We start from the raw sequence: 20,932 nt of genomic DNA, 5'->3' as shown, positions 1-20,932 counted from the left end.
CTCTGGTCGGGGCCCGATCGCGGTGGCAGGCTGGGCCGGTGATGTCGAGCTACCGGTTATTGGTTTCCCGGGTTCTGACCGAGACGAACCGCATCGATTCATGGCGGGTATGGCATGGCGATCCCTGGTGCATGGTGTCGCCTCCCGGGCACGTACGACGGCGCCAGGGTTGGAAGTTGCACCTGTCGTGCACCGCCCGATCCGCGCCGGACGTGTTGGAGCGCGCGGTCCGGGTGCTCCTCGCCCACGGGTGCGCGTTCAAGTTCGCGGCCGATCCGCAGATCGCCGCCGAGTTGAACGGGGTCCGGGCGGCCCGGGCCCTGTCCGGCAAGTTCATCACCGCCTACCCTGCCGATGACGAGCAACTGGTGCTGCTCGCCGCCGAGTTGCACGCGGCGACCGAGGGCCTGCCGGGACCGGCCATTCTCTCGGATCGGCGCTACCGGCCGGGCAGCGTGGTGCACTACCGGTTCGGCTGCTTCGCCCGCCCGCGCGAACTCAACGACGAGGGGTTCTACGAGGGCCGATTGCAGGCACCCGACGGCACGTCGGAGACCGACCGCCGCGAGCCCTGGTTCTCCCCGCCGCCCTGGGCGGTGGACCCGTTGGCGGTGCCGCCCACGGCGCTGCTCGCGCGGCGTCGCGGCGACGCGGTGATGCTCGCGCGCCGGTATCGGGTCCGTGAGGCGATCCGGCACTCGAACCGGGGCGGGGTCTACCGGGCGCGCGACGAGCGCACCGGCGAACAGGTCCTGATCAAGGAGGCCCGTCCGCATGTCGGGGCCGGGCCCGACGGCCGCGACGCGCGGGACTGGTTGCGGCACGAGGCGCGGATGTTGGCGCGCCTGGCGCCGCGAAGGATCGCGCCCGAGGTGCGCGAGGTATTCGACAGCGGCGGCCACGTCTTCTTGGTCGAGGACCTGATCGAGGGCGTCGGTCTGACCCGATGGACCTCGGCCCGGCTGGAGCGCCGACACGGCGACGACGGCCGGATCCCGGTCGCGGCCGGTTGGGAACTGGCCCGCGAACTCACCCGGTTGCTGGCCCAAGTGCACGCGGAGTCCCTGGTGCTGCGCGACTTCAAGCCGGGCAACGTGATGATGACGCCCAAGGATTGCCCGGTGCTGGTGGACCTGGAGAGCGCGGTGCCGGTCGGCAGCCGGGTTCCGGTGGTCGGCACCCGAGGCTTCACCGCCCCCGAATACCTGGGCTCGGCCGGAGCCGACCGGGTCGCCCCGGCGGCGGACTTCGCGGCGGACTGCTTCAGCCTGGGCGCGACCCTGCTCCAGGTCGGCGCCGGGATCAACCCGGTGTTGGCCCCCGAGACCGAGCCCGCGCGGCCGGTCGGCGAGCGGATCGCCGCGATCGTGGCCGCCGCCGCGCCCGGGTTGCCGATGGTGCGCGCCCTGGCGCCGCTGATCGTCGGGCTCACCGGCGAGGCGGGCGAGCGGTGGAGCCTGGCACAGGCCGCCGACTTCCTGCGGGCCGAACCCGAGCCGACCCGCCGGCTCGGGGCCGGGCCGCCCGCGCCGGCCGACCCGGAGCGGTTGCTCACGGACGGGTTGCGGCACCTGGCGGACACGATGGACCCGGACGCGGACCGGCTGTGGGCCGCGCCGCGCGCGTTGCCGGACGGCGATCCGTGCAACGTGCAACTGGGCGCGGCCGGCGTGCTTGCGGTGTTGGACCGGGCGGTGCGGTGCGGTCGACGGGACGCGGAGCCCGCGCTGCGGACCGCCGCGGACTGGCTCGACCGCCGGTTGACCCGGCCGGACCGGGTGTTGCCCGGGCTGTACTTCGGGCGTTCCGGCACCGCCTGGGCGCTGTACGAGGCGGCCCGGACGCTGGCCGACGACACGTTGGCGCGGCGGGCGGCGGACTACGCCCTGGCCATCCCGCTGACCGGCGGCAATCCCGATGTGTGTCACGGTCTGGCCGGTGCGGGCACGGCCCAGTTGCACCTGTGGCACGCCACCGGCGACCGGCGGTTCGCCGAGCGGGCCGGGGAGTGCGCGGACGCCGTGTTGCGGTTGCTGGCGACCGCCGACGGCGGGGTGGACTGGCCGGTGGGTCCGCAGGTGCGCGGCGAATTGGCCGGGTCGGCGCTGTACGGCTTCGGGCACGGGGTGGCCGGCAACGCGACGTTCCTGCTGGCGGCGGGCCGGGACCTGGACCGCCCCGAGCTGATCGACGTCGCGCTCGGCGGCGGACACGCGCTCGCGGCGATCGCCGACCGGCGCGGGGGCGTGGTGATGTGGCCGAAGGGCCCCGGGCGGGCCGAGCGGCCGGGACTGGACTTCTGGTGCAACGGCACCTCCGGCGTCGGCACGTTCCTGATCCGGCTGTGGCAGGTCACCGGCACGGACCGGTGGTTGGACCTGGCCGAGGGGGCGGCCCACGCGGTGTACGCCGACCGTTGGCGGATCGGGCCGGGCTCGTGTCACGGCGTGGCCGGCAACGCGGAGCTGCTGCTCGATCTGTACGCGGCCACCGGGGACGAGCGGCACCGCTCCCGGGCGCACGAGCTCGCCGGCTGCATCTCGGTGCGCGCCGCCCATCGGCACGGTCGGTGGCTGGTCCCGGACGACACGCTGCGCGAGATGTGCGCGGCGTACGGCGTCGGGATGGCCGGCGTGCTGGATTTCCTGCTCCGCCTGACGCACGGCGGACCTCGTTCGTGGCTGGTCGACCGACCGGCCACCGGGCACGACCGCGACCCCGGAAAGGGGAGATGAGGCATGGAGAGCTCCGTACTGGAACTTCAGGAACTGCCGGAGACCGATGAGCAGCAGGACCTCGAACCGATGATGTGTTGCGACACGGGTCACCACAGCTACGAGTGGACCGAGCTGTGCGTGGCGGCGCTCGACTGATTCGGCGTCGAGGGTTCCGTGCGGGTGGCCGGGCCACCCGCACGGAACGTCCGGCGGTCCTTCGGCACGAGCGGACGGCGGGTGGGGATCGTGTCGAGCGAGTCCCAGGGGTGGGCGCCGGTGGTGTCGGGGCCGATCGTGGTGGCCGCGCTGGAGCGGGTCGCGCTGCTGGCCGGCCGGCCGCGGGCCACGCCGCGACGCGTTCGGCACGATCTGGGCGGCGGGGGTGCCGGGTTGGCGGTGGTGTGCGAGCAGTTGGATCGTTGCCGGCCCGGCGCGGGCTGGCGGGCGATGGCCGAGAGCTGGTTGGCGGCGGCCGAGGCGGGCGCCGATCGGCCGCAGGTCACCGCTCCGGGTCTGTTCGGCGGCCTGGGCGGCCCGGTGTTCGCCGCGTGGGTGCTCGGACCCGAGCGGCCGGCGCGGGCGACGGCGATCGCACCCCGGGTCGACGATCCGCGCGCCGGTCCCGAACTCGACCTGATCTCCGGCCTCACCGGGACCTGTACGAACCTGCTGGGTCGCGCCGCCGACCCGGCCGCCGGGGCGGCGCTGCGCGCGGGACTCGCGGTGTTGTGCCGGTCCGCGGAGCCGGGGGTGTGGACCCGGTCGGGCCTGGCGCACGGCGTCGCCGGTCCACTGGCCCTGCTGTCGCTGGCCTTTGCCGCGGATCTGCGGGTGAACGGGCAACGCGCCGCGATCGAGCGCCTGATCGCGCTGCTCGGCGAGTACCGGCAGGACGACGCGTGGGGGCCGAACTGGCGGGCCGGGGCGGACTCCCGGGCCGCACACGGCTCCTGGTGCGCGGGTGCGCCCGGCATCGCGCGGGCACTGTGGTTGGCCGGCGATGCCTTGGACGACGAGGCGACGCGCGCCCTGGCGGTCGACGCGCTGGCGGCGGTCCTGGCCCGGCCGGACCGGCAGCGGCTGGTCGACCGGGCGCCGGGGTTGTGTCACGGCCTCGCCGGGCTGCTCCAGGTCACCGTGCGCTTCGCGCACGACACGGGTGATCCGAGGTGGGGTGTTGCCGCCACGCGGTTGACCGAGGAACTGCTCGTGCGGCACCCGACACCGGGCGACGCGGGCCCGGGTCTGCTGGACGGCGCGGCCGGGGTGATCCTCGCGCTGCTCGCCGCCACCACCGCGACCCTGCCCCGGTGGGATCGGGCGTTGCTTCTCGCCTAGGGCGTGTTCAGGAGCCGTCGTCGAGAGGGCGCAGGAAGCGGCGTTCGTAGCGCTTGATGCAGCCGGTGTCGCGGGCCAGTCGGATGGCCGCTCGGCAGTCGGCATCGGTGGCGCTGTCGATGCGGTATTGCTCGTACGTGGCGAAGCTGGGGAAGGAGAAGAGCGCGTACGCGATGTCGCTGTCGCCCTCGCTGGGCAGGAAGTAGCCGTGGTGCGTGCCGCCGAACCGGTTGACCAGGCCGACCCAGCGGCGACCGTATTCCTCGAAGTCGGCCAGCTTGTCGGCGTCGATCTCGTACTTCAGATGAATGGTGATCACGCCCACATGATGCAGGAGAGGGTCCGCCGGTGCGAGCACGGCCGGTGGGTCGCCGACCCGGGGTGGGGCCGGCGACCCGATCCGGGCGGTGTCACAGGTCGGTGGCGATGATCTTCTCGATGTTGCGTTCGGCCAGAGCGGTGATGGTGACGAACGGGTTGACGCTGGTGTTGCCCGGGATCAGCGCGCCGTCGATCACGTACAGGCCGGAATAGCCGTACAGGCGGCCGTAGTTGTCGGTGGCCTTGGTCAATACGGCGCCGCCGAGCGGGTGGTAGGTGAGGTGGTCGCCCCAGATCTTGTACGCGCCGAAGAGGTCGGTCCGGTAGATCGTCCCCTCCTTCGCGTTGATCTTGTCGAAGATGGTCTTGGCCATGTCGATCGACGGCTGCTTCCAGGCGGCCTGCCAGTTCAGCTCGACCTTGCCGGTCGCGGCGTTCCAGGAGAACCGGGCGCGGTTGGGGTTCTTGGTGATCGACAGGTAGAACGAGGCGTACGTCTCGATGCCGGTGGGCAGCGGGGCGACCTCGGCGAACGCGCCGCCGGCGTTCCAGTTGTCGATGCCGCCGGTGGGGATGGACGCCTGGAGCGCACCGGTGGCATCCCACATGTGGTTGGCGCGCCCGCACATCACGTTGCCGTTGTCGCCCCAGCCCTGCCCGATCTCGGCGTTGAGGTTGGGCAGTGCGCCGGTGGCCTTGAGCTTGACCAGCAGTTTACTGGTGCCGACGCTGCCGGCGGCGAAGAAGACCTTGTCGGCGGTGACGGTCTTGGTGAGTGTGGTGGCGCCGGTGGTGTCGATCTGGTCGATCGTCACGGTGTAGCCGCCGCCGGCCGCGGGGGTGACCGAAGTGACCTTGTGCAGCGCGGAGATGGTGACCCGGCCGGTCTCCTTGATGCGGGCGAGGTAGGTCTTCTGCAGCGACCTCTTGCCGTAGTTGTTGCCGTAGAGGATCTCGCCGGCCAGGGCGGACTTGGGGACGGCGCCGGCCGCCTCCTGCTTCATGTAGTCCCAGTCGTACACGGTGGGCACGAAGACGAACGGGAAGCCGGCGCGCTGGGCGTGTTTGCGACCGACCCGGGCGTACTGGTAACACGCGGTGTTCTCGAACCAGGCCGGATCGATGGTGGCCGCGCCGAGGCCGGCGTTGGCGCGCGGGTAGTAGGTGTTGTACATCTCGTCGGCGTTCACCGAGGGGAGGATGGCGCCGAAGTTCTCCCGTTTGGGAGTGACCGCCATGCCGCCGTTGACCAGTGAGCCGCCGCCGACCCCTCGGCCCTGGTAGACCGTGATGCCGGCGAATTCCTCGGCGTCCAGGATGCCGGTGTACTTGGGGATGTCCCGGTCGATCGGGAAACCGAGGAAGTTGCTCAGCGGCTGCTTGGTCTTGGTGCGCAGCCAGAAGGAACGGGCGTCGGGGGAGGTGGTGTTGGCGAAGATCTTGCCGTCCGGGCCGGGGGTGTCCCAGGACATGCCCATCTCGATCATGTGTACGTCGACGCCGGCCTGGGCCAGCCGAAGCGCCGCGACGGAGCCGCCGTACCCGGTGCCGATCACCAGGGCCGGTACGTGCGCCCCGGCGGGGATCGAGGCGGCCGCGGCACCCGCCGTCGACGGGGCTGCGGCGGCGCGACCGGCTACGGCCGCGACGCCCAGGATGGAACCTGTTCCAGCGATGAAGGTGCGGCGCGAGAAACCGTTGGAATCGTTGCTGCGCATGGGGGAAGCGCTCATGTGACGTTCCTCACTCTGGGACGGAGTGAGAACAAGTTCTAGGCGTGAATGCGCAACAAGTCACGGCATACTCGCGAGTAACTTGCTATTGGGGATGGGTAGTTGCGCCCGCGTCGCGGAGCGTGGATGTGCGGTCACCGAAGCGACCTCGAAACATCCGCCTCGTTGCCGGTCGGCCGCGGGCGCGGGCGCGTCGACGATCCCCTGTGGCTACCGGGAGTTCGGTCGCCACTCCAGCAACTGGCCGGGCCAGGGCGGCTGTCCGGGGCGCTCCACGAGGAACGTGGTGACGGGAGTGAAGCCCAGTGCCCGGTACTGCCGGACCAGAGCGCCGTCGCCGCCCGCGTAGCAGTCGACTCGGACCAACTCGGCCTTCCGCTCGGCCGCTTCGCGGCGTACGTCCTCGATCAGGGCGCCGCCCACCCCCGCGCCGGCGAAACGGCGATCGGTGACCAGGAGGTTGACGAACCACTCGGGTTCGTCGACCGCGGGGATGTAGGGAGAGGGTGTGTCCGAGGCGACGCAGACGCCGGCGGGCTCGCCGCCGATCTCGGCCAGCCGGATGTGTCCGCCGTGCAGGGTCGTCTCCACGCGTTGCACCGCCTCGGGACGGGTGGACCACGGCTCGGTGCCCCATTGGCCCTCGCGGCCGTGGGCGACCAGCCAGGTCACCGCGCGATCGAGCATGCCCAGCACGATCGGGAGCGCGGTGGTGTCCACGGTGCGGATGTGCACGTGACGTGATGTGTCGATGTCGTGATTCCCGGTGATGCCGGACCTCCAGCCCCTCGGCCCGGTCGCCGGATGCGGCCGACCGGGCGCGACCGTACGCCGCGCGGATGCCCGGCGCCCCAGGATCGTCGCAGCAGCGGGCCGGTTCCGGCGAGGGGCCCGACGGGCCTTCCCCGACGGCGAGGCGGCGCGGGTACGGGGTGGAGCGGCCCTGCGGATCCCGGTCCGGGGCGGGGATCCACAGGGCGGTCCGACGCCCCGGGGGAAGCTGCCGGTCGATCACGGCGCCACGGAACGCGTCCCGGTCATCCTCGCGATGTCGACGGGTTCGGGGAAATCCCAGATTTCTGGGAGGTTTTCGGGAAGCGGTCGACAGCGAAGCAACGATGATCGCGCTACGGACCGGCTTGCTCTCTGCGTGTTACGTTCGCGCCATGGCATTACGCGGCGCGAGCGCACAGCGAGCGATCGAAGGACTGCGCGAACTGGCCGGGCGGGCCTGGAGGCGGCGGAGATCTTCCGGCGGTGCGACGAACTGTTGCGCGAGGTGCTGGAGTTCGACGCGGTCTGCTGGCACACCGCCGATCCGGCGACCGGTCTGGTCACCTCGGTACAAAGCGACGACCTCAGCCTGGAGGGCTTCCACGACGCGGTGCGGTTCGAGGTGTGGCACGACGACGTGGCCACCTTCACCAAGATTCGGCGCAGCGGGTTCCGGGCGGAGACCATCGGTCGCGCGACCCGCGGCCGGCCCGAGCGCAGTCTGCGATTTCGGGAACAGATCTCACCGGCCGGCTTCGGGGACGAGATGCGGACCGTGTTCGACACCCAGGGCGGCATGTGGGGGTGCGCGGCGTTCATGCGGGCGCCCGACCGCGGCCTGTACCTGGGCCGACAACGCGACCTGGCGGACGTCGCGGCCCGGCACATCGGCAACGCGCTGCGCACCTGCCACAGCGGGAGTCCATGGTCGCCGGCCGCCGATCAGGTCCCCGCGACGATCGTGCTCGGCCCCGGGAACAGCCTGGTCGCGGCCGACGAGCGGGGGCAGGGCCTGCTCGCCGATCTCGCCGACGACGCGCTGCCCGTGCTCGCGGTGCCGACCGCGTTCGCGATGGTCTCCGAACATGCCAGGCTGGCCGCGTCGGGGGTGCCGACCTCGCAGGCCAAGGCGCGGGTGCGGACCCGGGACGGGCGCTGGTTCGTGCTGCACGCCGCGCTGCTGGAGGGCCTCGCCGACGGCCACGTCGCGGTGGTCGCCTCGCCGGCGTCCCCGGCCGAGACGATGCCGCTGTATCTGGCCGCGTACGGGCTGACCGGCCGGGAGCAGGAGGTGGCGCTGCGGGCGATCCGCGGCAACGACACCAAGGAGATCGCCCGGGCCCTGGCCATGACGCCGTACACCGTCCAGGATCATCTCAAGGCGATCTTCACCAAGGTCGGGGTGAGCAGCCGACGCGCGTTGATCGCGCGGATCGTGCTCGGTGATCAGTCCATGGGGTGAGCGGATGGGGAACGGGGACGGCGCCGACCCGGTCGCCGAGGAATCGTTGTTCGGGTATGCCGACGACGGGCTCGCGGCCCGGGTGCGGAACCGACTCGGGCGGGTCGAGGTGCCCCCGGCCCGGCTCCCGGCCGTCGACTGGGACACGGTCGTGCGCGAGCACCGCCGGAATCCGCTCGCCGACGCCGTGCGCGCGGAGTTGGTCGTGCGGGCGGACTGCCCCCGTGCGGCCCTGCTCGCGCTGGTCGTGGTCCCCCTTGCCGAGACCACCTGCCTGGCGCTCGGTGCGGCCTTGGCGCACCGAGTGGTGACGCTCCGTCAGGTGGCCCTGGAGGGCACCCCCGGATGGGCGGCGGTGCGCACCGTGGCGTGCTGGACGTCCTGGGCCGGCGGCCGGCGCAACGGGCCCGTGGAGCGGGTGCTGGACGAGGCGGCGGGCCTGCTGCCCGGCGACGAACCGATCGCCTGGCAGTGGTTGATCGACCGGGCACCGGGCCATCCGTACACCTTCGGTCGACTGTGTACGGACGCCACGAACGCCTCCTGGGCCGGCGTTCCGCAGCGCGGGGTGTGGTCCACCGGGAGCGGGAGTCGGCCCGCGGCCGGCCCGACGGTGCTGACCCCGCTGGGTCTGCTGAGTCGGGTTCCCGCGCCGGTGGCCGCCCGCGTGATCGCGATGCTCCCGGTCGGCCTGATCCACGAATTCCTGGCCGCGCGCGAGAGGTTGGGCCCGAGTGTCATCGGCCCGCTGCTGCGCACGGGCGTGATTCGGGCCGAGGACCTGCCCGACCGGTTGGATACGTGCCCGGCGCGGGCTCCGGAGTTCCTGGCGCTGCATCACTCGGGTGTCAACGCCGCGTTGCTGGAGGCCGGCGCCGACCGGCGAACCCGCGACGCGATCTTCCGGGCCACCCGGCGGGACGCTCCGCGACGGGTGCCGCTGCCCGCCGGGAGCCGGGAGCGGCCGGCGCCGATCGTGCGCGACGGGTGTGCCGAGGCGGTGTTCGGACACCACCCGGAGCTGATCCGTCGCGCCCTCGGGCTCTATCACACGGAACTGGGCGTCGCCGGGGTGCTGCGCGCGCTGCTCGGCATCTGTGAGGCGCGCGGGCCGTCGGCGCTGGCGGATCCGCATCTGCTGTACCGGCTCGGTCCGGACGGCGAGATCGCGCGGTTCGCGCGCTCGATCGCGATCGATTCGCGGGGGCCGGAGCGGTTGCGGGCCGAAGTGGCGCGCCACGAGCGGCCGGACGCACTGGTCGCCGCGATGCGCCAGGCGCCGACGCTCGCCGTGCGTCACCCGGCGCCGCAGTTGTGGCCCGCGGCGGTCGCGGCGCACGACCGGGAGCCGTTGCCGGCCGCGACCCTGGCACACCTGGCCATGCACCCGGACTGCCCCGAGGAACTGAGCCTGCCCGCCTGTCGATCCGATCCGTACCTCGCCTTGCGCCTGGCCGGCCGCTCGCCGCGACACGCCTTCCTCGCGCTCGACCACCCGATGCCCCACGCCTGGAAAACGCCGACCCTGCTGCCGTGGTTCGTCGACGTGTTGGCGGACCGGCGGCTCGACGTCCGGGACATGGTCGAACGTTTCCACCCCGCGGGCCGCCTGCTCGAAACGGTCGACGTCCTGGCCGTGCTCCTCCCCGATGAAGCGCGCGCGGCGCGCGAGGTCGTCGCCGAGCACACCGGCCGCACGCTTGGTGCCGACCCGGAGGCCTGGGTGGTGGCGGCGCGCATGCTGCCCGATTTCGTCGGCACCCTGCCGCAACTTCTGGCCACCGCCGCCGCTGCGGCTTCGGGCCGCTCGGGGAGTCTGCTTTCCGAGTAACAGTGCAGGTCGGAGCATACGTGCAACGCGAGCTGCAACGGGAGCTGTGACGCGAGCTGCAACGGGAGCTGTGACGCGAGCTGCAACGGGACATGGGACGCGTGGAGGAGCGGAGGGCGGTACCGAGCACGCAGCGGCGGTGACAGCGGGGCCGGGAGCGCGGCACGCAGCGGCGGGTGGCGCGGGAGTGGTTTCGCGATGCGGTGCGCGTGTTGTGCGCGGCGCGCGGGCGCGCGGGGCCGGGTGTGGTGACGGCCGGTGGGACGCCGCGCCGGGCCGGGAGCGGGAATCCGGGGGCGGCCGGGGGCGGTGTTAGGGTCGGAGCGCATTGCATGGGACGAATCGACGTGGAAGGCAGCGAATCATGCGCCGAAAGACCAGCGGTCTCAACGGAGTTCGTCCCATCAACGCCGCCGCGGGAGCCACTGGCCGTCATGAACCACTTGAATATCGGGATCGTCGCGCATGTTGACGCCGGCAAGACCAGCCTGACCGAGCGTCTGCTGTTCGACGCGGGTGTGATCACCCGGATCGGCAGCGTCGACGCCGGCAGTACCCAGACCGATTCACTGGAACTCGAACGCAGGCGCGGGATCACCATCCAGTCCGCCGTGGTGGCGTTTCGGATCGGGGACCTTCGGGTCAACGTGATCGACACGCCGGGCCACTCCGACTTCGTCGCCGAGGTCGAGCGGGCGCTGCGGGTGCTCGACGGCGCGGTGCTCGTGGTGTCCGCGGTCGAGGGTGTGCAAGCCCGAACGCGCGTACTGATCCGCTCACTTGCCCGGTTGCGCATTCCCGTTCTGGTGTTCGTCAACAAGATCGATCGCCGCGGTGCGCGGTATGCCGAGGTACTCGACGCGATCGCCGCCGAACTGGGCCCGAACTGCGTCGCGATGGGCTCGGTCGACGACCTCGGCACTCCGGGCGCCCGCTGGTTGCCGTTCACCGGCAGCGACGAGGGCTTCACCGCCCGGCTCGCGGAGACCTTCGCCGACCACGGCGACGCGTTCGTGGATTCCTATCTCGACGACCGGGTCATCCTCACCGAGGCCGACTACCGGCGCGAGTTGGCGCGCCATGTCGAACACGCCTGGGCGTACCCGGTGTTCTTCGGCTCGGCGATCACCGGGGAGGGCGTCGAGCATCTGGTCCGGGGCATTGCCGAACTGCTGCCCCGGGTCGGCGCGGAGGCGGCCGAGCAGCCGTTGCGGGGTGTGGTGCTCAAGATCGAGCGCGGTCGCGCGGGGGAGAAGATCGCGTACGTCCGGACCCGAAGCGGCACCCTTCGCCCACGTGCGGAGGTCACCCTGCACCGTCGCGACCACGGCGGCGCGGTGATCGAACTGACCGGACGAACCTCCGCGGTCCAGGTGTTCGACGAGGGCACCCGGCTGCGCGACGCGGACGCGATCGCGGGCACGATCGCCAAGGTTCGTGGTCTGGCCGAGGTGCGGGTGGGCGACCAACTGGGATCCGCCGACGGGCTGCCCACCCGGGGTCTGTTCGCCCCGCCCACCCTGGAGTCGCGGGTGATGCCGGAGAGCCCCCGGCAACGGCCCGCGCTGTACGCCGCGTTGCAACGCATCGCCGAGCAGGATCCGATGATCGACGTGCGCGCGGACGAGGAGACCGGGGCGATCTCGGTGCGCCTGTACGGCGAGGTGCAGAAGGAGGTGATCGGCGCGACGTTGGCCGACACGTTCGGCCTTCGGGTCGCCTTCGCGCCGTCGCGTCCGCTGTACTTCGAGAAGCCGGTCGGGGTGGGCGAGGCGGTGCGCGAGATCGCCGGTGACGGGGTGAACTTCTTCTGGGCGACCGTGGGTCTGCGGATCGAGCCGGCGGCACCCGGGGCCGGGATCGTCTTTCGGCTGGGTGTCCGGCTCGGCGGGTTGCCGCTCGCCTTCCACCGGGCGATCGAGGAGAGCGTGCACGGCACGCTGCGGCAGGGTGTGCACGGCTGGGAGGTGTTGGATTGCGCGGTGACGCTGACCCGGACCGGCTACGCGAGCCCGCTCAGTGCGGCGGGCGACTTCCGCAACGTGACGCCGTTGGTGCTCGGCGACGCGCTCAAGCAGGCCGGGACCAGGGTGTTCGAGCCGATCCACCGGTTCGAACTGGAGGCGCCCGCGGCGAGTGTGGGGGCGGTGGTCGCGCTGCTGACGGGTGCGCGGGCCGTCCCCGAGGAGCAGGTGCCCCGGGGCGACCGGTGCCTGCTGCGGGGCACGATCCCGGCGGCCGAGGTGCACGGGGTCACCCGACGGCTTCCGGAGTCGACCAGCGGCGAGGGGGTGCTGGTCAGCGAGTTCGACGGGCACCGCCCCTTCACCGGACACCCGCTCCCGACCCGGCCGCACACCGGCGCCAACCCCTACGACAACGCCCACTACCTGCTGCACACCCTGGGCCGGGTCCGGGGCACGTGAGGGACGGCACCGCCCCGACCGGTGATCCCGGTCGGGGCGGTGCCGGTGGGTGTCGCCGCCTCGGGTCAGGCCCGGTCCGGCTCGGCGGGTCCGGTGGAGGAGCGGGCGATCAGGCGCGGCGCGAACCGGTGGTCGACGTGCGGGGTGTGGTAGCCCTGGAGTTGTTGCCACATGGCGGTGGCGATGGCGGTGGACATCTGTTCGATCGGCTGTTGCACCGTGGTCAGCGGTGGATCGCTGTGTGCGGCCAGGTAGGAGTCGTCGTAGCCGACCACCGAGATGTCCTGCGGCACCCGGCGGCCGGCCTCGCGCACGGCCGAGATCACGCCCAGCGCCATCAGGTCGCTGCCGGTGACGATCGCGGTCGCGCCGGCGTCCAGGAGTCGGCGCGCCGCGGCCTGGCCGCCGGTGATCGAGTAGGTGGATTCGACGTACAGCGCGTCGTCGCAACCGCCGAAGGCGGCCTTCATCGCCGCCCGGTAGCCGGCGAGTCGATGTCGGGACGGGCGATAGAACTCCTCGCCGCCCGCCAGCGCGATCCGGGTGTGTCCGAGGCTGTGCAGGTGGGCCACCGCCATCGCGGCGCCGGCCGCCTCGTCGGTGGTGACGGTGGATACCGGCAGGCCCGGGACACCGCCGTTGACCAGGACCATCGCCACGTGTTTGCGGTGCAGGTGCCAGTAGAAGCCGTGGTCGGCCTCGGGGTTGGCGTGCCGCCCGGAGACCAGGACGAGCCCCTCGATGCCACGCCGTAACAGCGTTTCGATGTAGTCCAACTCGGTGGGCCCGTGCTTGGTCGAGCTGCCGATCAGGGCGGTGACGCCGTACTGGCTCAGCCGCGCCTCGATCGCGCCGGCGAGCAGCGCGAAGGCGGGGTTCTCCAATTCCGGGACGACGATGCCCACGAACGGTTGGCCGGCCGGGGCGGGGGCGACCATGCCCTGCTCGCGGATGGCGTCCAGGACCCGGGTGCGGGTGTGTTCGGCGACCCCGGGTTTGTCGTTGAGCACCCGGCTCACGGTCGCCGCGCTCACCCCGATCCGGTCGGCGATCCTACGGACCGAAGGTCGCTCCGGTGTCACGCGACAGTCACCTCCCCCTCTGTGTCGGGGCCTCTCCCCGAAGCCCCTGGCGGCACGCTCAGGGTATCGAAACGCGTTTCGCCGCTGCAACAAAATCTTTGAAACATGTTGCAGAGTGTTGCAGTCGTTCGCGGATTGCTTTTACGCTCCTCGGCATTCGACCTGATGAACGGCATGTTTCGGAGTCGCAAACACCATGCACCCACCGGAAACACCATGTAACACAGCGGCACATCACGACGGTTCGCCGGGCTACGTGAGCAACCCGTCGCCGCAGCCCGGCGACCAGGTGGAGCTCTTCGTCCGCACCCGCACCGCGGCCGGCACCGGGCGCGTACACGTGCGGACCAAGCTGGACGGGGAACCGGTCTTCACCGAGGCGACGGTGGACCGGGTGGTCGGTGACGAGACCTGGTGGCGGGTCGGCGTCGAGGTCGGCAGCACCGAGTTCGGCTACCGCTTCCTGCTGGGCACTCCCGAGGGCAACCGCTGGCTCACCGCCGCCGGCGTCGCCACCCGCGACGTGCCCGACACCGGCGACTTCACGCTCACCACCCACCCCGCGCCGCCCGCCTGGGCGGCCGACGCGGTGGTCTACCAGATCTTCCCCGACCGCTTCGCCCGCTCCGCCCGGCAAAGCGACGCGGCCATGCCGGACTGGGCCCGGCCCGCGGCATGGCACGACCCGGTGGGCTGGGGCAGCGAAGGCGCCCTGCAACAGATGTACGGCGGCGACCTGTGGGGAGTCCTGGACCGGCTCGACCACATCCGGGCACTGGGCGCGAACGTCCTCTACCTCACGCCGTTCTTCCCGGCCCGCTCCAACCACCGCTACGACGCGACCACCTTCGACCGGGTCGACCCGTTGCTCGGCGGCGACCAGGCGCTGCGCGCGCTGACCGCCGAGGCGCACCGGCGCGGGATGCGGGTGATCGGCGACCTGACGCTCAATCACTCCGGGGACGGACACGAGTGGTTCCGCCGCGGTCAGACCGAACCGAACTCGGTCGAGGCGGACTTCTACTACTTCGACGCCGACGACCGCAGCCGCTACGCGTCGTTCTGCGGAGTCGACACGCTGCCCAAGTTCGACCACGCCTCGGCCGAACTGCGGACCCGGCTGTACGAGGGGCCCGACTCGGTGGTCGCCCGCTACCCCCGCGACTTCGGCCTGGACGGCTGGCGGATCGACGTCGCGCAGTCCGCCGGTCGGTACGGCACCCAGGACCGCAACGCCGAGGTGGCCCGGGCGACCCGAGCCACCCTGGCCGCCGCCGCGCCGGACGCGTTGCTGCTCGCCGAGCACCAGCACGACGCGTCCGCCGCACTGCGCGGCGACGGCTGGCAGGGCACGATGGCCTACTCCGGCTTCACCCGCCCGGTCTGGGGCTGGCTCGCCGACGCGCCGCTCACCGAGTTCTGGGGCGTGCCCGGTCCGATCCCCGGCTACGGCGGCGCCGAACTGGCAGCCGTCATGCGGGACTTCGCCGCGCTGCTGCCGTGGCGCTCGTACACCCACAACCTGACCCTGCTCGACTCGCACGACACCCAGCGGTTCCGGTCGATGGCCGGCCGCGACCGCCAACACCTGGGCGCCGCCCTGATGTTCACGCTGCCCGGGCTGCCGATGGTGTTCGCCGGCGACGAGGTCGGGGTGGAGGGCGTGCACCTGGAGGACGGCCGGCGGCCCTTCCCCTGGGACCGCGACCGCTGGGACCGGGACACGTATCGCACCTATCGCGACCTGATCGCCCTGCGCAACGCGCATCCCGCGCTGCGCACGGGCGGGCTGCGCTGGTTGCACTGTGCCGCCGACACCGTGTTGTACGAGCGGTGGTTGCCGGAGGAGACGCTGCTGATCCAGGTCAATCGCGCGGGACACACCCCGATCGCGGCGCCGGTGACGGCACGCAGCCTGACCGGCGGCCCCGACCTGCGCGCGGGCGAACCGCTGCCCGGCGACGGGCCCGCGTTCCACGTCTGGCGGGCGGAGCAGCCGTGACCCGAGCAACCCCCGCCGGCACCCCGGCATCTGGCACCGAGACGGGAGAGCACCCGACGATGACCGCGACCGCGGCCGACACCGGCGTGATCGAGACGCTGACCGACGTGCGCTCGACGCACCTGGACAACACCCGCGACGTACACGTGTACCTCCCGGCCGGCTACGACCCGCTCGCGGGCCCCTACCCGGTGGTGTGGCTGCACGACGGACAACACGTGTTCGCCCGCACCGGCCGGGAACCCAGTTGGCGGGTCGAGGAGACGCTGGACCGGCTGATCGGCGCCGGCCTGCTGCCGCCGCTGGTGGCGGTGGCCGTGGACAACGGCCGCGACTCGCGCGGGGCCGAGTACAGCCACCACGTGCCCTACCCGCGCGACCCGCGCGCGTCGGCCCGCGGCGAGTTGTACGAGCGGTTCCTGATCGAGGAGTTGCGCCCGCTGATCGCGGCCCGCTACGCGGTCACCGAGGATCCGGCCGCGACCGCCGTGCTCGGCTCCTCGATGGGCGCCCTGGTCAGCTACCACCTGGCCTTCCGTCGCCCGGACGTGTTCGGGCTGGCCGGGGTGCTCTCGCCGTTCCTGGTCTTCGTCGATCCGGTCACGCTCGCCGAGACGCCGGTCTACCGGCGGCAGCAGGCCCGCGGGCCGGCCCGGATCTGGGCGGACATCGGCGGCATGGAGGGCCTGATCACCGTCCGGCACACCCGCGACCTGGTGGACCACCTGATCACCGACCTCGGCTACGCGCCGGACCGCGAGGTGCGCTTCCACGAGGATCCGCAGGCGCCGCACCACGAGAGCGCGTGGGCCGAGCGGGTCGGCAGCGCGCTTTTGCACCTGTTCGGCGACGCCGAATCGCCGTTGCGGCGACTGCGGTTGCCCGAGCGGATCGTGCTCGCCACCGGGCAGCCGCAGGCGAGCGTGGCGCCGGTGGGCGTGCGCGCCGACGGTTGTGTCTACTCGGTGCTCGGCGTCGAGCCGACCTGGACACCGGCCGACGCGCTGCGTGCGCTGGGATCGGCCCGGGTGGCGCCGGTCCGGCCCGGTGTGGTCGAACTCGCCGCGACGGTCGAGGGACACACCGCGCACGGCACGATCGAGGTGGTCGAGGGCGGCGCGGACGCGCTCCTGGAGGTCACCTTGACCACCGCGGCCGACCTGCCCGCCGAGGAGACCGTGTACTACTCCGGCCTGGTCACCACCCGAGTGGCCGCCGGTCGCTATCACGGCAGTTGGCGACTGCCGCGCGGGGTGGGACTCAACGGCGCGGTCGGGCGCGGCTGGCGCTGCGACGGCCTGCACGAGGACGGCAGCACCATCCGCGACCCGTTCCATCACGACGGCGACCGGCACATCCGGCTGCACGTACCGGCCTGGAGCGACCCGAACGCCGAGCAGGCACCGGTCCTCGCCACGGCCCCGGCCGACGACGCGCGCACATCCGAGGAGGAAACCCAGTGAGATCACGCCTGTTGCTGCCGGCCGTACTCGCCGCGACGCTGCTCGCCACCGCCTGTGGTGGTGGCGGCGACGGCGGCGACAAGAGCGCCGCGCCCGCCGCGTCCGGCCCGGCCGCGGCCACCGGATCGCTCACCGTCTGGGCCGACGACGCCCGGGCCAAGCCGCTCCAGGACATCGCCGCCGCGTTCACCCGGGACAAGGGCGTCAAGGTCAAGGTCGTCCAGAAGGGACTGGGCGAGATCCGCGACGACTTCGTGTCGCAGGCCCCGACCGGCCAGGGCCCCGACGTCGTGGTCGGCCCGCACGACTGGCTGGGCAAGCTCGTCCACAACGGCGTCCTGGCGCCGCTCGAACTCGGCGACCGCGCCGCGGCGTTCTCCCCGGTCGCGCTGGAGGCGATGCGCTACGAGGGTCGGACCTACGGGCTGCCCTACGCGCTGGACAGCATCGCGCTGCTGCGCAACACCGAACTGGCGCCGCAGGCCCCCGCCTCGTTCGCGGAACTGCTCGCCACCGGGCGCCGCCTGGTCGAGGAGGGCAAGGCCAAGCTGCCGGTCGCGGTGCCGGTCGACGCCAAGAGCGGATCGCCGTACCACCTCTACCCGTTGCAGACCTCGTTCGGCTGTCGGGTCTTCGGCAACAAGCCGGACGGCGCCTACGACCCGACCAAGCTCGAACTGGACAGCCCCGATTGCCTGCGCTTCGCCCCCTGGCTGCGCGAACTGGGCAAGGACGGCGTGCTCTCCACCTCGCTCACCGCCGACATCGCCACCGACGCGTTCCTCAAGGGCCGGACCCCGTTCCTGCTCGCCGGCCCGTGGGACGCGGCCACCTTCAAGGCCGCACACGTTCCGTTCGCGGTGGACCCGGTGCCCGGCGCGGACACCGCCCCGGCCCGACCGTTCGTCGGCGTACAGGGCTTCTTCGTCGGCGCCAAGTCGGCCAACCCGATCCTGGCCCAGGACTTCGTCCTGAACTACCTGTCCACCCCGCAGGCCCAGCGCGCCCTGTACGACACCGGCGGCCGGGTCCCGGCGACCACCGCGGTACTGGACCAGGTCGCGAACGACCCGGTGGTGGCCGGCTTCGCCCGCGCCGCGCAGGCCGGGGTGCCGACCCCGAACCTGCCCGCGATGGACAGCGTCTGGGCCGACTGGGGCCTGACCCAACTGGCCATCGTCCAGGGCCGCGGCGACCCGGCGGAGCTGACCACCGCGATGGCCGGCCGAATCCGCGCCAAGATCGCCGCCGGCTGACGCGGAGCGGACGAGGAGAGACCGTGACCCACACCCTGCCCACCCGGCCGCCGCACGCCCCACCCGGTCGGCGGCCCCCGGCCGAAGGCCGGCCCGCCTTGGCCCGCCGCCGCGGCCTCGGCGGCCTCGCCGCCCGGATCGTTCTGCTCGCCGTCGTCGACGCCCTCGCGGTCTACGGGCTGCTCGCCCTGGCCGCGGATCGTTCGTGGTGGATGTTCGGCGCCCTGCTCGTGGGCACGGTCGCGGTGAACATCGTCTACGCCACCAAACGGCACGTGCCGGCCAAGTACCTCGCGCCCGGCATCGCGCTGCTGCTCGTCTACCAGGTCTACGTGGTGCTGTACACCGGCGTCGCGGCTTTCACCAACTACGGCGACGGACACAACAGCGACAAGCCCGACGCGGTCGCGGCGATCCTCGCGCACAGCGAGACCCGCGTCCCCGACTCGCCGGTGCGGCCCGCCTCGGTCGTCGCGCGCGGCGATCGGCTCGGCCTGCTGGTGACCGGGCCCGATCGCAGCGTGCGGTTGGGTTGGCCGGGCCACCCGCTGGAGCCGGTCGAACAACCCGTGCGCGACCCGGCCGGCCGCGCGGTGGCCGCGCCCGGCTGGCGGCCGCTGACCTACAGCCAAATCGCGGGCCGGCAACAGGAGATCAGCGCCCTGCGGGTGCCGGTGACCGGCGACCCGAACAGCGGCAGCCTGCGCACCGCGGACGGGATCAGCGCCGCCGCCTACCGATCCACACTCGCCTACGACCGTGCCGCGGACACGATCACCGACCGGGCCCGCGGGGTCGTCTACCGGCCCACCTCGGACGGCGTGTTCGCGGCGCCGGACGGCAGCCGACTCAGTCCGGGCTGGAAGGTCTTCGTCGGTGCGGACAACTTCCGACGCATCCTGACGGAGGAGGACATCCGCGGGCCGTTCCTGGGCGTGCTGGTGTGGACGTTCTTCTTCGCCGGCGTCTCGGTCGCGCTGCCGTTCGGGATCGGCCTGCTGCTGGCGACCGTGCTGAACGGGAAACGCCTGCGCGGGCACCGGATCTACCGCTCGTTGATCATGCTGCCCTACGCCTTCCCGGCGTTCCTGGCCGCACTGGTCTGGCAGGGCATGCTCAACACCGACTACGGCTACGTCAACGTCTCGTTGCTCGACGGCGCGCACATCCCCTGGCTCACCGATCCCTGGCTCGCCCGGCTGAGCGTGCTCGCGGTCAACGTGTGGATTTCCTTCCCGTACATGTTCCTGATCTGCACCGGCGCGCTGCAGGCGATCCCGGCCGAGGTCACCGAGGCGGCCCGGATCGACGGTGCCGGGCGATGGCAGGTGTTGCGGCACATCAGGCTGCCACTGCTGCTCACCGCCGTCACCCCGATGTTGATCGCCACCTTCGCCTTCAACTTCAACAACTTCAACGTCATCTACATGCTCACCGGCGGTGGCCCCAAGGATCCCGACGCCCCGATCGAGGTCGGCTCGACCGACCTGCTGATCTCGCTCGTGTACAAGCTCGCCTTCGGCGGCAGCAACCGCCAGTACGGCATGGCCTGCGCCGTCTCGATCCTGATCTTCGTGGTGGTCGCCGCGATCTCCGTCATCGGCCTGCGTCGCAGCCGCGCGTTCGAGGAGCAGACATGATCCGCTGGTTCGTCCGGATCGGCTGGCGGCACCTGATCGGCGTGCTCGCGGTGCTGGTCGCGGTCTTCCCGCTGGTGTTCGTGTTGTCCGCGTCGTTGAACCCGAGCGGCACGCTGACCGGCTCCAACGAGCTGTTCGCGGACGCCACCGGGACGCACTACCGGGAGTTGTTCGACGACCCACTGCATCCGTTCGGCAAGTGGTTCGTCAACTCGATGGTGGTCGGCCTGGCCACCGCGATCGGGTCGGTGTTCCTGGGTGCGTGTGCGGGCTACGCGTTCTCCCGGTTCCGATTCCGCGGCCGAAAGGCCGGGCTGACCACCCTGCTCCTGGTCCAGATGTTCCCGCAACTGCTCGCCTACGTGGCGTTGTTCCTGCTGCTGTCCACGTTCGACGACGTGTTCCCGGCGATCGGGCTGGGCAGCCGGCTGGGCCTGGTGATGATCTACCTGGGCGGCGCGCTGGGGGTGAACACCTACCTGATGAAGGGGTTCTTCGACACCGTGCCACGCGATCTGGACGAGGCCGCGCGGATCGACGGCGCCTCCCACGCGCAGGTGTTCTTCCGGATCGTGTTGCCGCTGGTGGCGCCGGTGTTGGCGGTAGTGGCGCTGCTGTCCTTCGTCGCGACGCTCAACGACTTCGTGATCGCGAGCCTGGTGCTGAACGACCCGGACAAGCAGACCCTGGCGGTCGGGCTGTACCACTTCATCTCCTACGGAGTGGGCCGGAACTGGGGTGTGTTCGCCGCCGGGGTGCTGATCGCCGCGGTGCCGGTGCTGGTGTTGTTCCAGTTCCTCCAGCGGTTCATCGTGGGCGGCCTGACTGCGGGGGCGGTGAAGAGCTGAAGTGCGGTTGCGCCGGGTGGGCCCGGTTTCCGTATTCGT

The 20,932-nt window shown here is 72.0% G+C and carries 15 protein-coding genes; 11 read left to right on the top strand and 4 right to left on the bottom strand.

Annotated elements, in window-relative coordinates:
- Window positions 1-131: 131 nt before the first annotated feature.
- The 3 genes from lanL (at window position 132) to ACH4U8_RS41040 (ending at window position 4,055) form a co-directional block, all read left to right on the top strand.
- The gene (lanL, locus tag ACH4U8_RS41050) at window positions 132-2,735 is read left to right on the top strand and encodes a class IV lanthionine synthetase LanL (protein WP_395783311.1); all 2,604 of its coding nucleotides are present in this window, start codon (window positions 132-134) and stop codon (window positions 2,733-2,735) included.
- A 3-nt stretch (window positions 2,736-2,738) separates the two neighbouring features.
- Window positions 2,739-2,873: a hypothetical protein gene (locus tag ACH4U8_RS41045; protein WP_360321648.1), complete on the top strand. Its 135-nt coding sequence runs from the start codon at window positions 2,739-2,741 to the stop codon at window positions 2,871-2,873.
- Between the two features lie 90 nt (window positions 2,874-2,963).
- A complete protein-coding gene (locus ACH4U8_RS41040) occupies window positions 2,964-4,055 on the top strand; it encodes a lanthionine synthetase LanC family protein (RefSeq protein WP_395783309.1) in 1,092 nt (363 codons plus the stop codon).
- A gap of 7 nt (window positions 4,056-4,062) precedes the next feature.
- Here the strand turns inward: ACH4U8_RS41040 and ACH4U8_RS41035 are convergent, their stop codons facing one another.
- The 3 genes from ACH4U8_RS41035 to ACH4U8_RS41025 form a co-directional block, all read right to left on the bottom strand.
- Complete coding sequence (locus ACH4U8_RS41035; RefSeq protein ID WP_360322961.1) at window positions 4,063-4,374, bottom strand: NIPSNAP family protein; 312 nt, start codon at window positions 4,372-4,374, stop codon at window positions 4,063-4,065.
- A gap of 91 nt (window positions 4,375-4,465) precedes the next feature.
- Window positions 4,466-6,109 carry a GMC oxidoreductase gene (locus ACH4U8_RS41030; RefSeq protein ID WP_360322963.1) on the bottom strand — a complete coding sequence of 548 codons (1,644 nt, stop codon included), beginning with the start codon at window positions 6,107-6,109 and terminating at the stop codon, window positions 4,466-4,468.
- Window positions 6,110-6,319: 210 nt separating this feature from the next.
- Window positions 6,320-6,844 carry a GNAT family N-acetyltransferase gene (locus ACH4U8_RS41025; RefSeq protein WP_395783307.1) on the bottom strand — a complete coding sequence of 175 codons (525 nt, stop codon included), beginning with the start codon at window positions 6,842-6,844 and terminating at the stop codon, window positions 6,320-6,322.
- Between the two features lie 544 nt (window positions 6,845-7,388).
- Here ACH4U8_RS41025 and ACH4U8_RS41020 point away from each other — a divergent pair.
- The 3 genes from ACH4U8_RS41020 (at window position 7,389) to ACH4U8_RS41010 (ending at window position 12,602) form a co-directional block, all read left to right on the top strand.
- Entirely contained in the window at window positions 7,389-8,345 is a 957-nt protein-coding gene (locus tag ACH4U8_RS41020) for a helix-turn-helix transcriptional regulator (RefSeq protein ID WP_395783422.1), read from the top strand.
- Window positions 8,346-8,349: 4 nt separating this feature from the next.
- Window positions 8,350-10,176: a hypothetical protein gene (locus ACH4U8_RS41015; RefSeq protein ID WP_395783305.1), complete on the top strand. Its 1,827-nt coding sequence runs from the start codon at window positions 8,350-8,352 to the stop codon at window positions 10,174-10,176.
- A 434-nt stretch (window positions 10,177-10,610) separates the two neighbouring features.
- Window positions 10,611-12,602 carry a GTP-binding protein gene (locus tag ACH4U8_RS41010; protein ID WP_395783303.1) on the top strand — a complete coding sequence of 664 codons (1,992 nt, stop codon included), beginning with the start codon at window positions 10,611-10,613 and terminating at the stop codon, window positions 12,600-12,602.
- A 65-nt stretch (window positions 12,603-12,667) separates the two neighbouring features.
- Here ACH4U8_RS41010 and ACH4U8_RS41005 read toward each other — a convergent pair whose 3' ends face one another.
- Window positions 12,668-13,684, bottom strand: coding sequence for a LacI family DNA-binding transcriptional regulator (locus ACH4U8_RS41005; protein ID WP_395783301.1), 1,017 nt, complete (start codon window positions 13,682-13,684; stop codon window positions 12,668-12,670).
- A 256-nt stretch (window positions 13,685-13,940) separates the two neighbouring features.
- On the opposite strand from ACH4U8_RS41005, the gene ACH4U8_RS41000 reads away from it, so the two are divergent.
- Genes ACH4U8_RS41000 through ACH4U8_RS40980 form a run of 5 tightly spaced genes read left to right on the top strand, consistent with a single transcriptional unit; the run spans window position 13,941 to window position 20,893 of the window.
- A complete protein-coding gene (locus ACH4U8_RS41000; protein WP_395783299.1) occupies window positions 13,941-15,686 on the top strand; it encodes a glycoside hydrolase family 13 protein in 1,746 nt (581 codons plus the stop codon).
- Between the two features lie 59 nt (window positions 15,687-15,745).
- Window positions 15,746-17,149, top strand: coding sequence for an alpha/beta hydrolase (locus tag ACH4U8_RS40995; RefSeq protein WP_395783297.1), 1,404 nt, complete (start codon window positions 15,746-15,748; stop codon window positions 17,147-17,149).
- Complete coding sequence (locus ACH4U8_RS40990; protein WP_395783295.1) at window positions 17,146-18,405, top strand: extracellular solute-binding protein; 1,260 nt, start codon at window positions 17,146-17,148, stop codon at window positions 18,403-18,405. Before ACH4U8_RS40995 ends, ACH4U8_RS40990 begins: the two co-directional genes overlap by 4 nt.
- 23 nt (window positions 18,406-18,428) lie before the next feature.
- Window positions 18,429-20,045 carry an ABC transporter permease subunit gene (locus tag ACH4U8_RS40985; RefSeq protein WP_395783293.1) on the top strand — a complete coding sequence of 539 codons (1,617 nt, stop codon included), beginning with the start codon at window positions 18,429-18,431 and terminating at the stop codon, window positions 20,043-20,045.
- Complete coding sequence (locus tag ACH4U8_RS40980) at window positions 20,042-20,893, top strand: sugar ABC transporter permease (protein WP_360322983.1); 852 nt, start codon at window positions 20,042-20,044, stop codon at window positions 20,891-20,893. Before ACH4U8_RS40985 ends, ACH4U8_RS40980 begins: the two co-directional genes overlap by 4 nt.
- Window positions 20,894-20,932 lie beyond the last annotated feature (39 nt).

Source organism: Embleya sp. NPDC020886, assembly GCF_044333915.1.
Taxonomy (GTDB): Bacteria; Actinomycetota; Actinomycetes; order Streptomycetales; family Streptomycetaceae; genus Embleya.
This window is presented reverse-complemented; position numbering and strand designations above follow the sequence as displayed.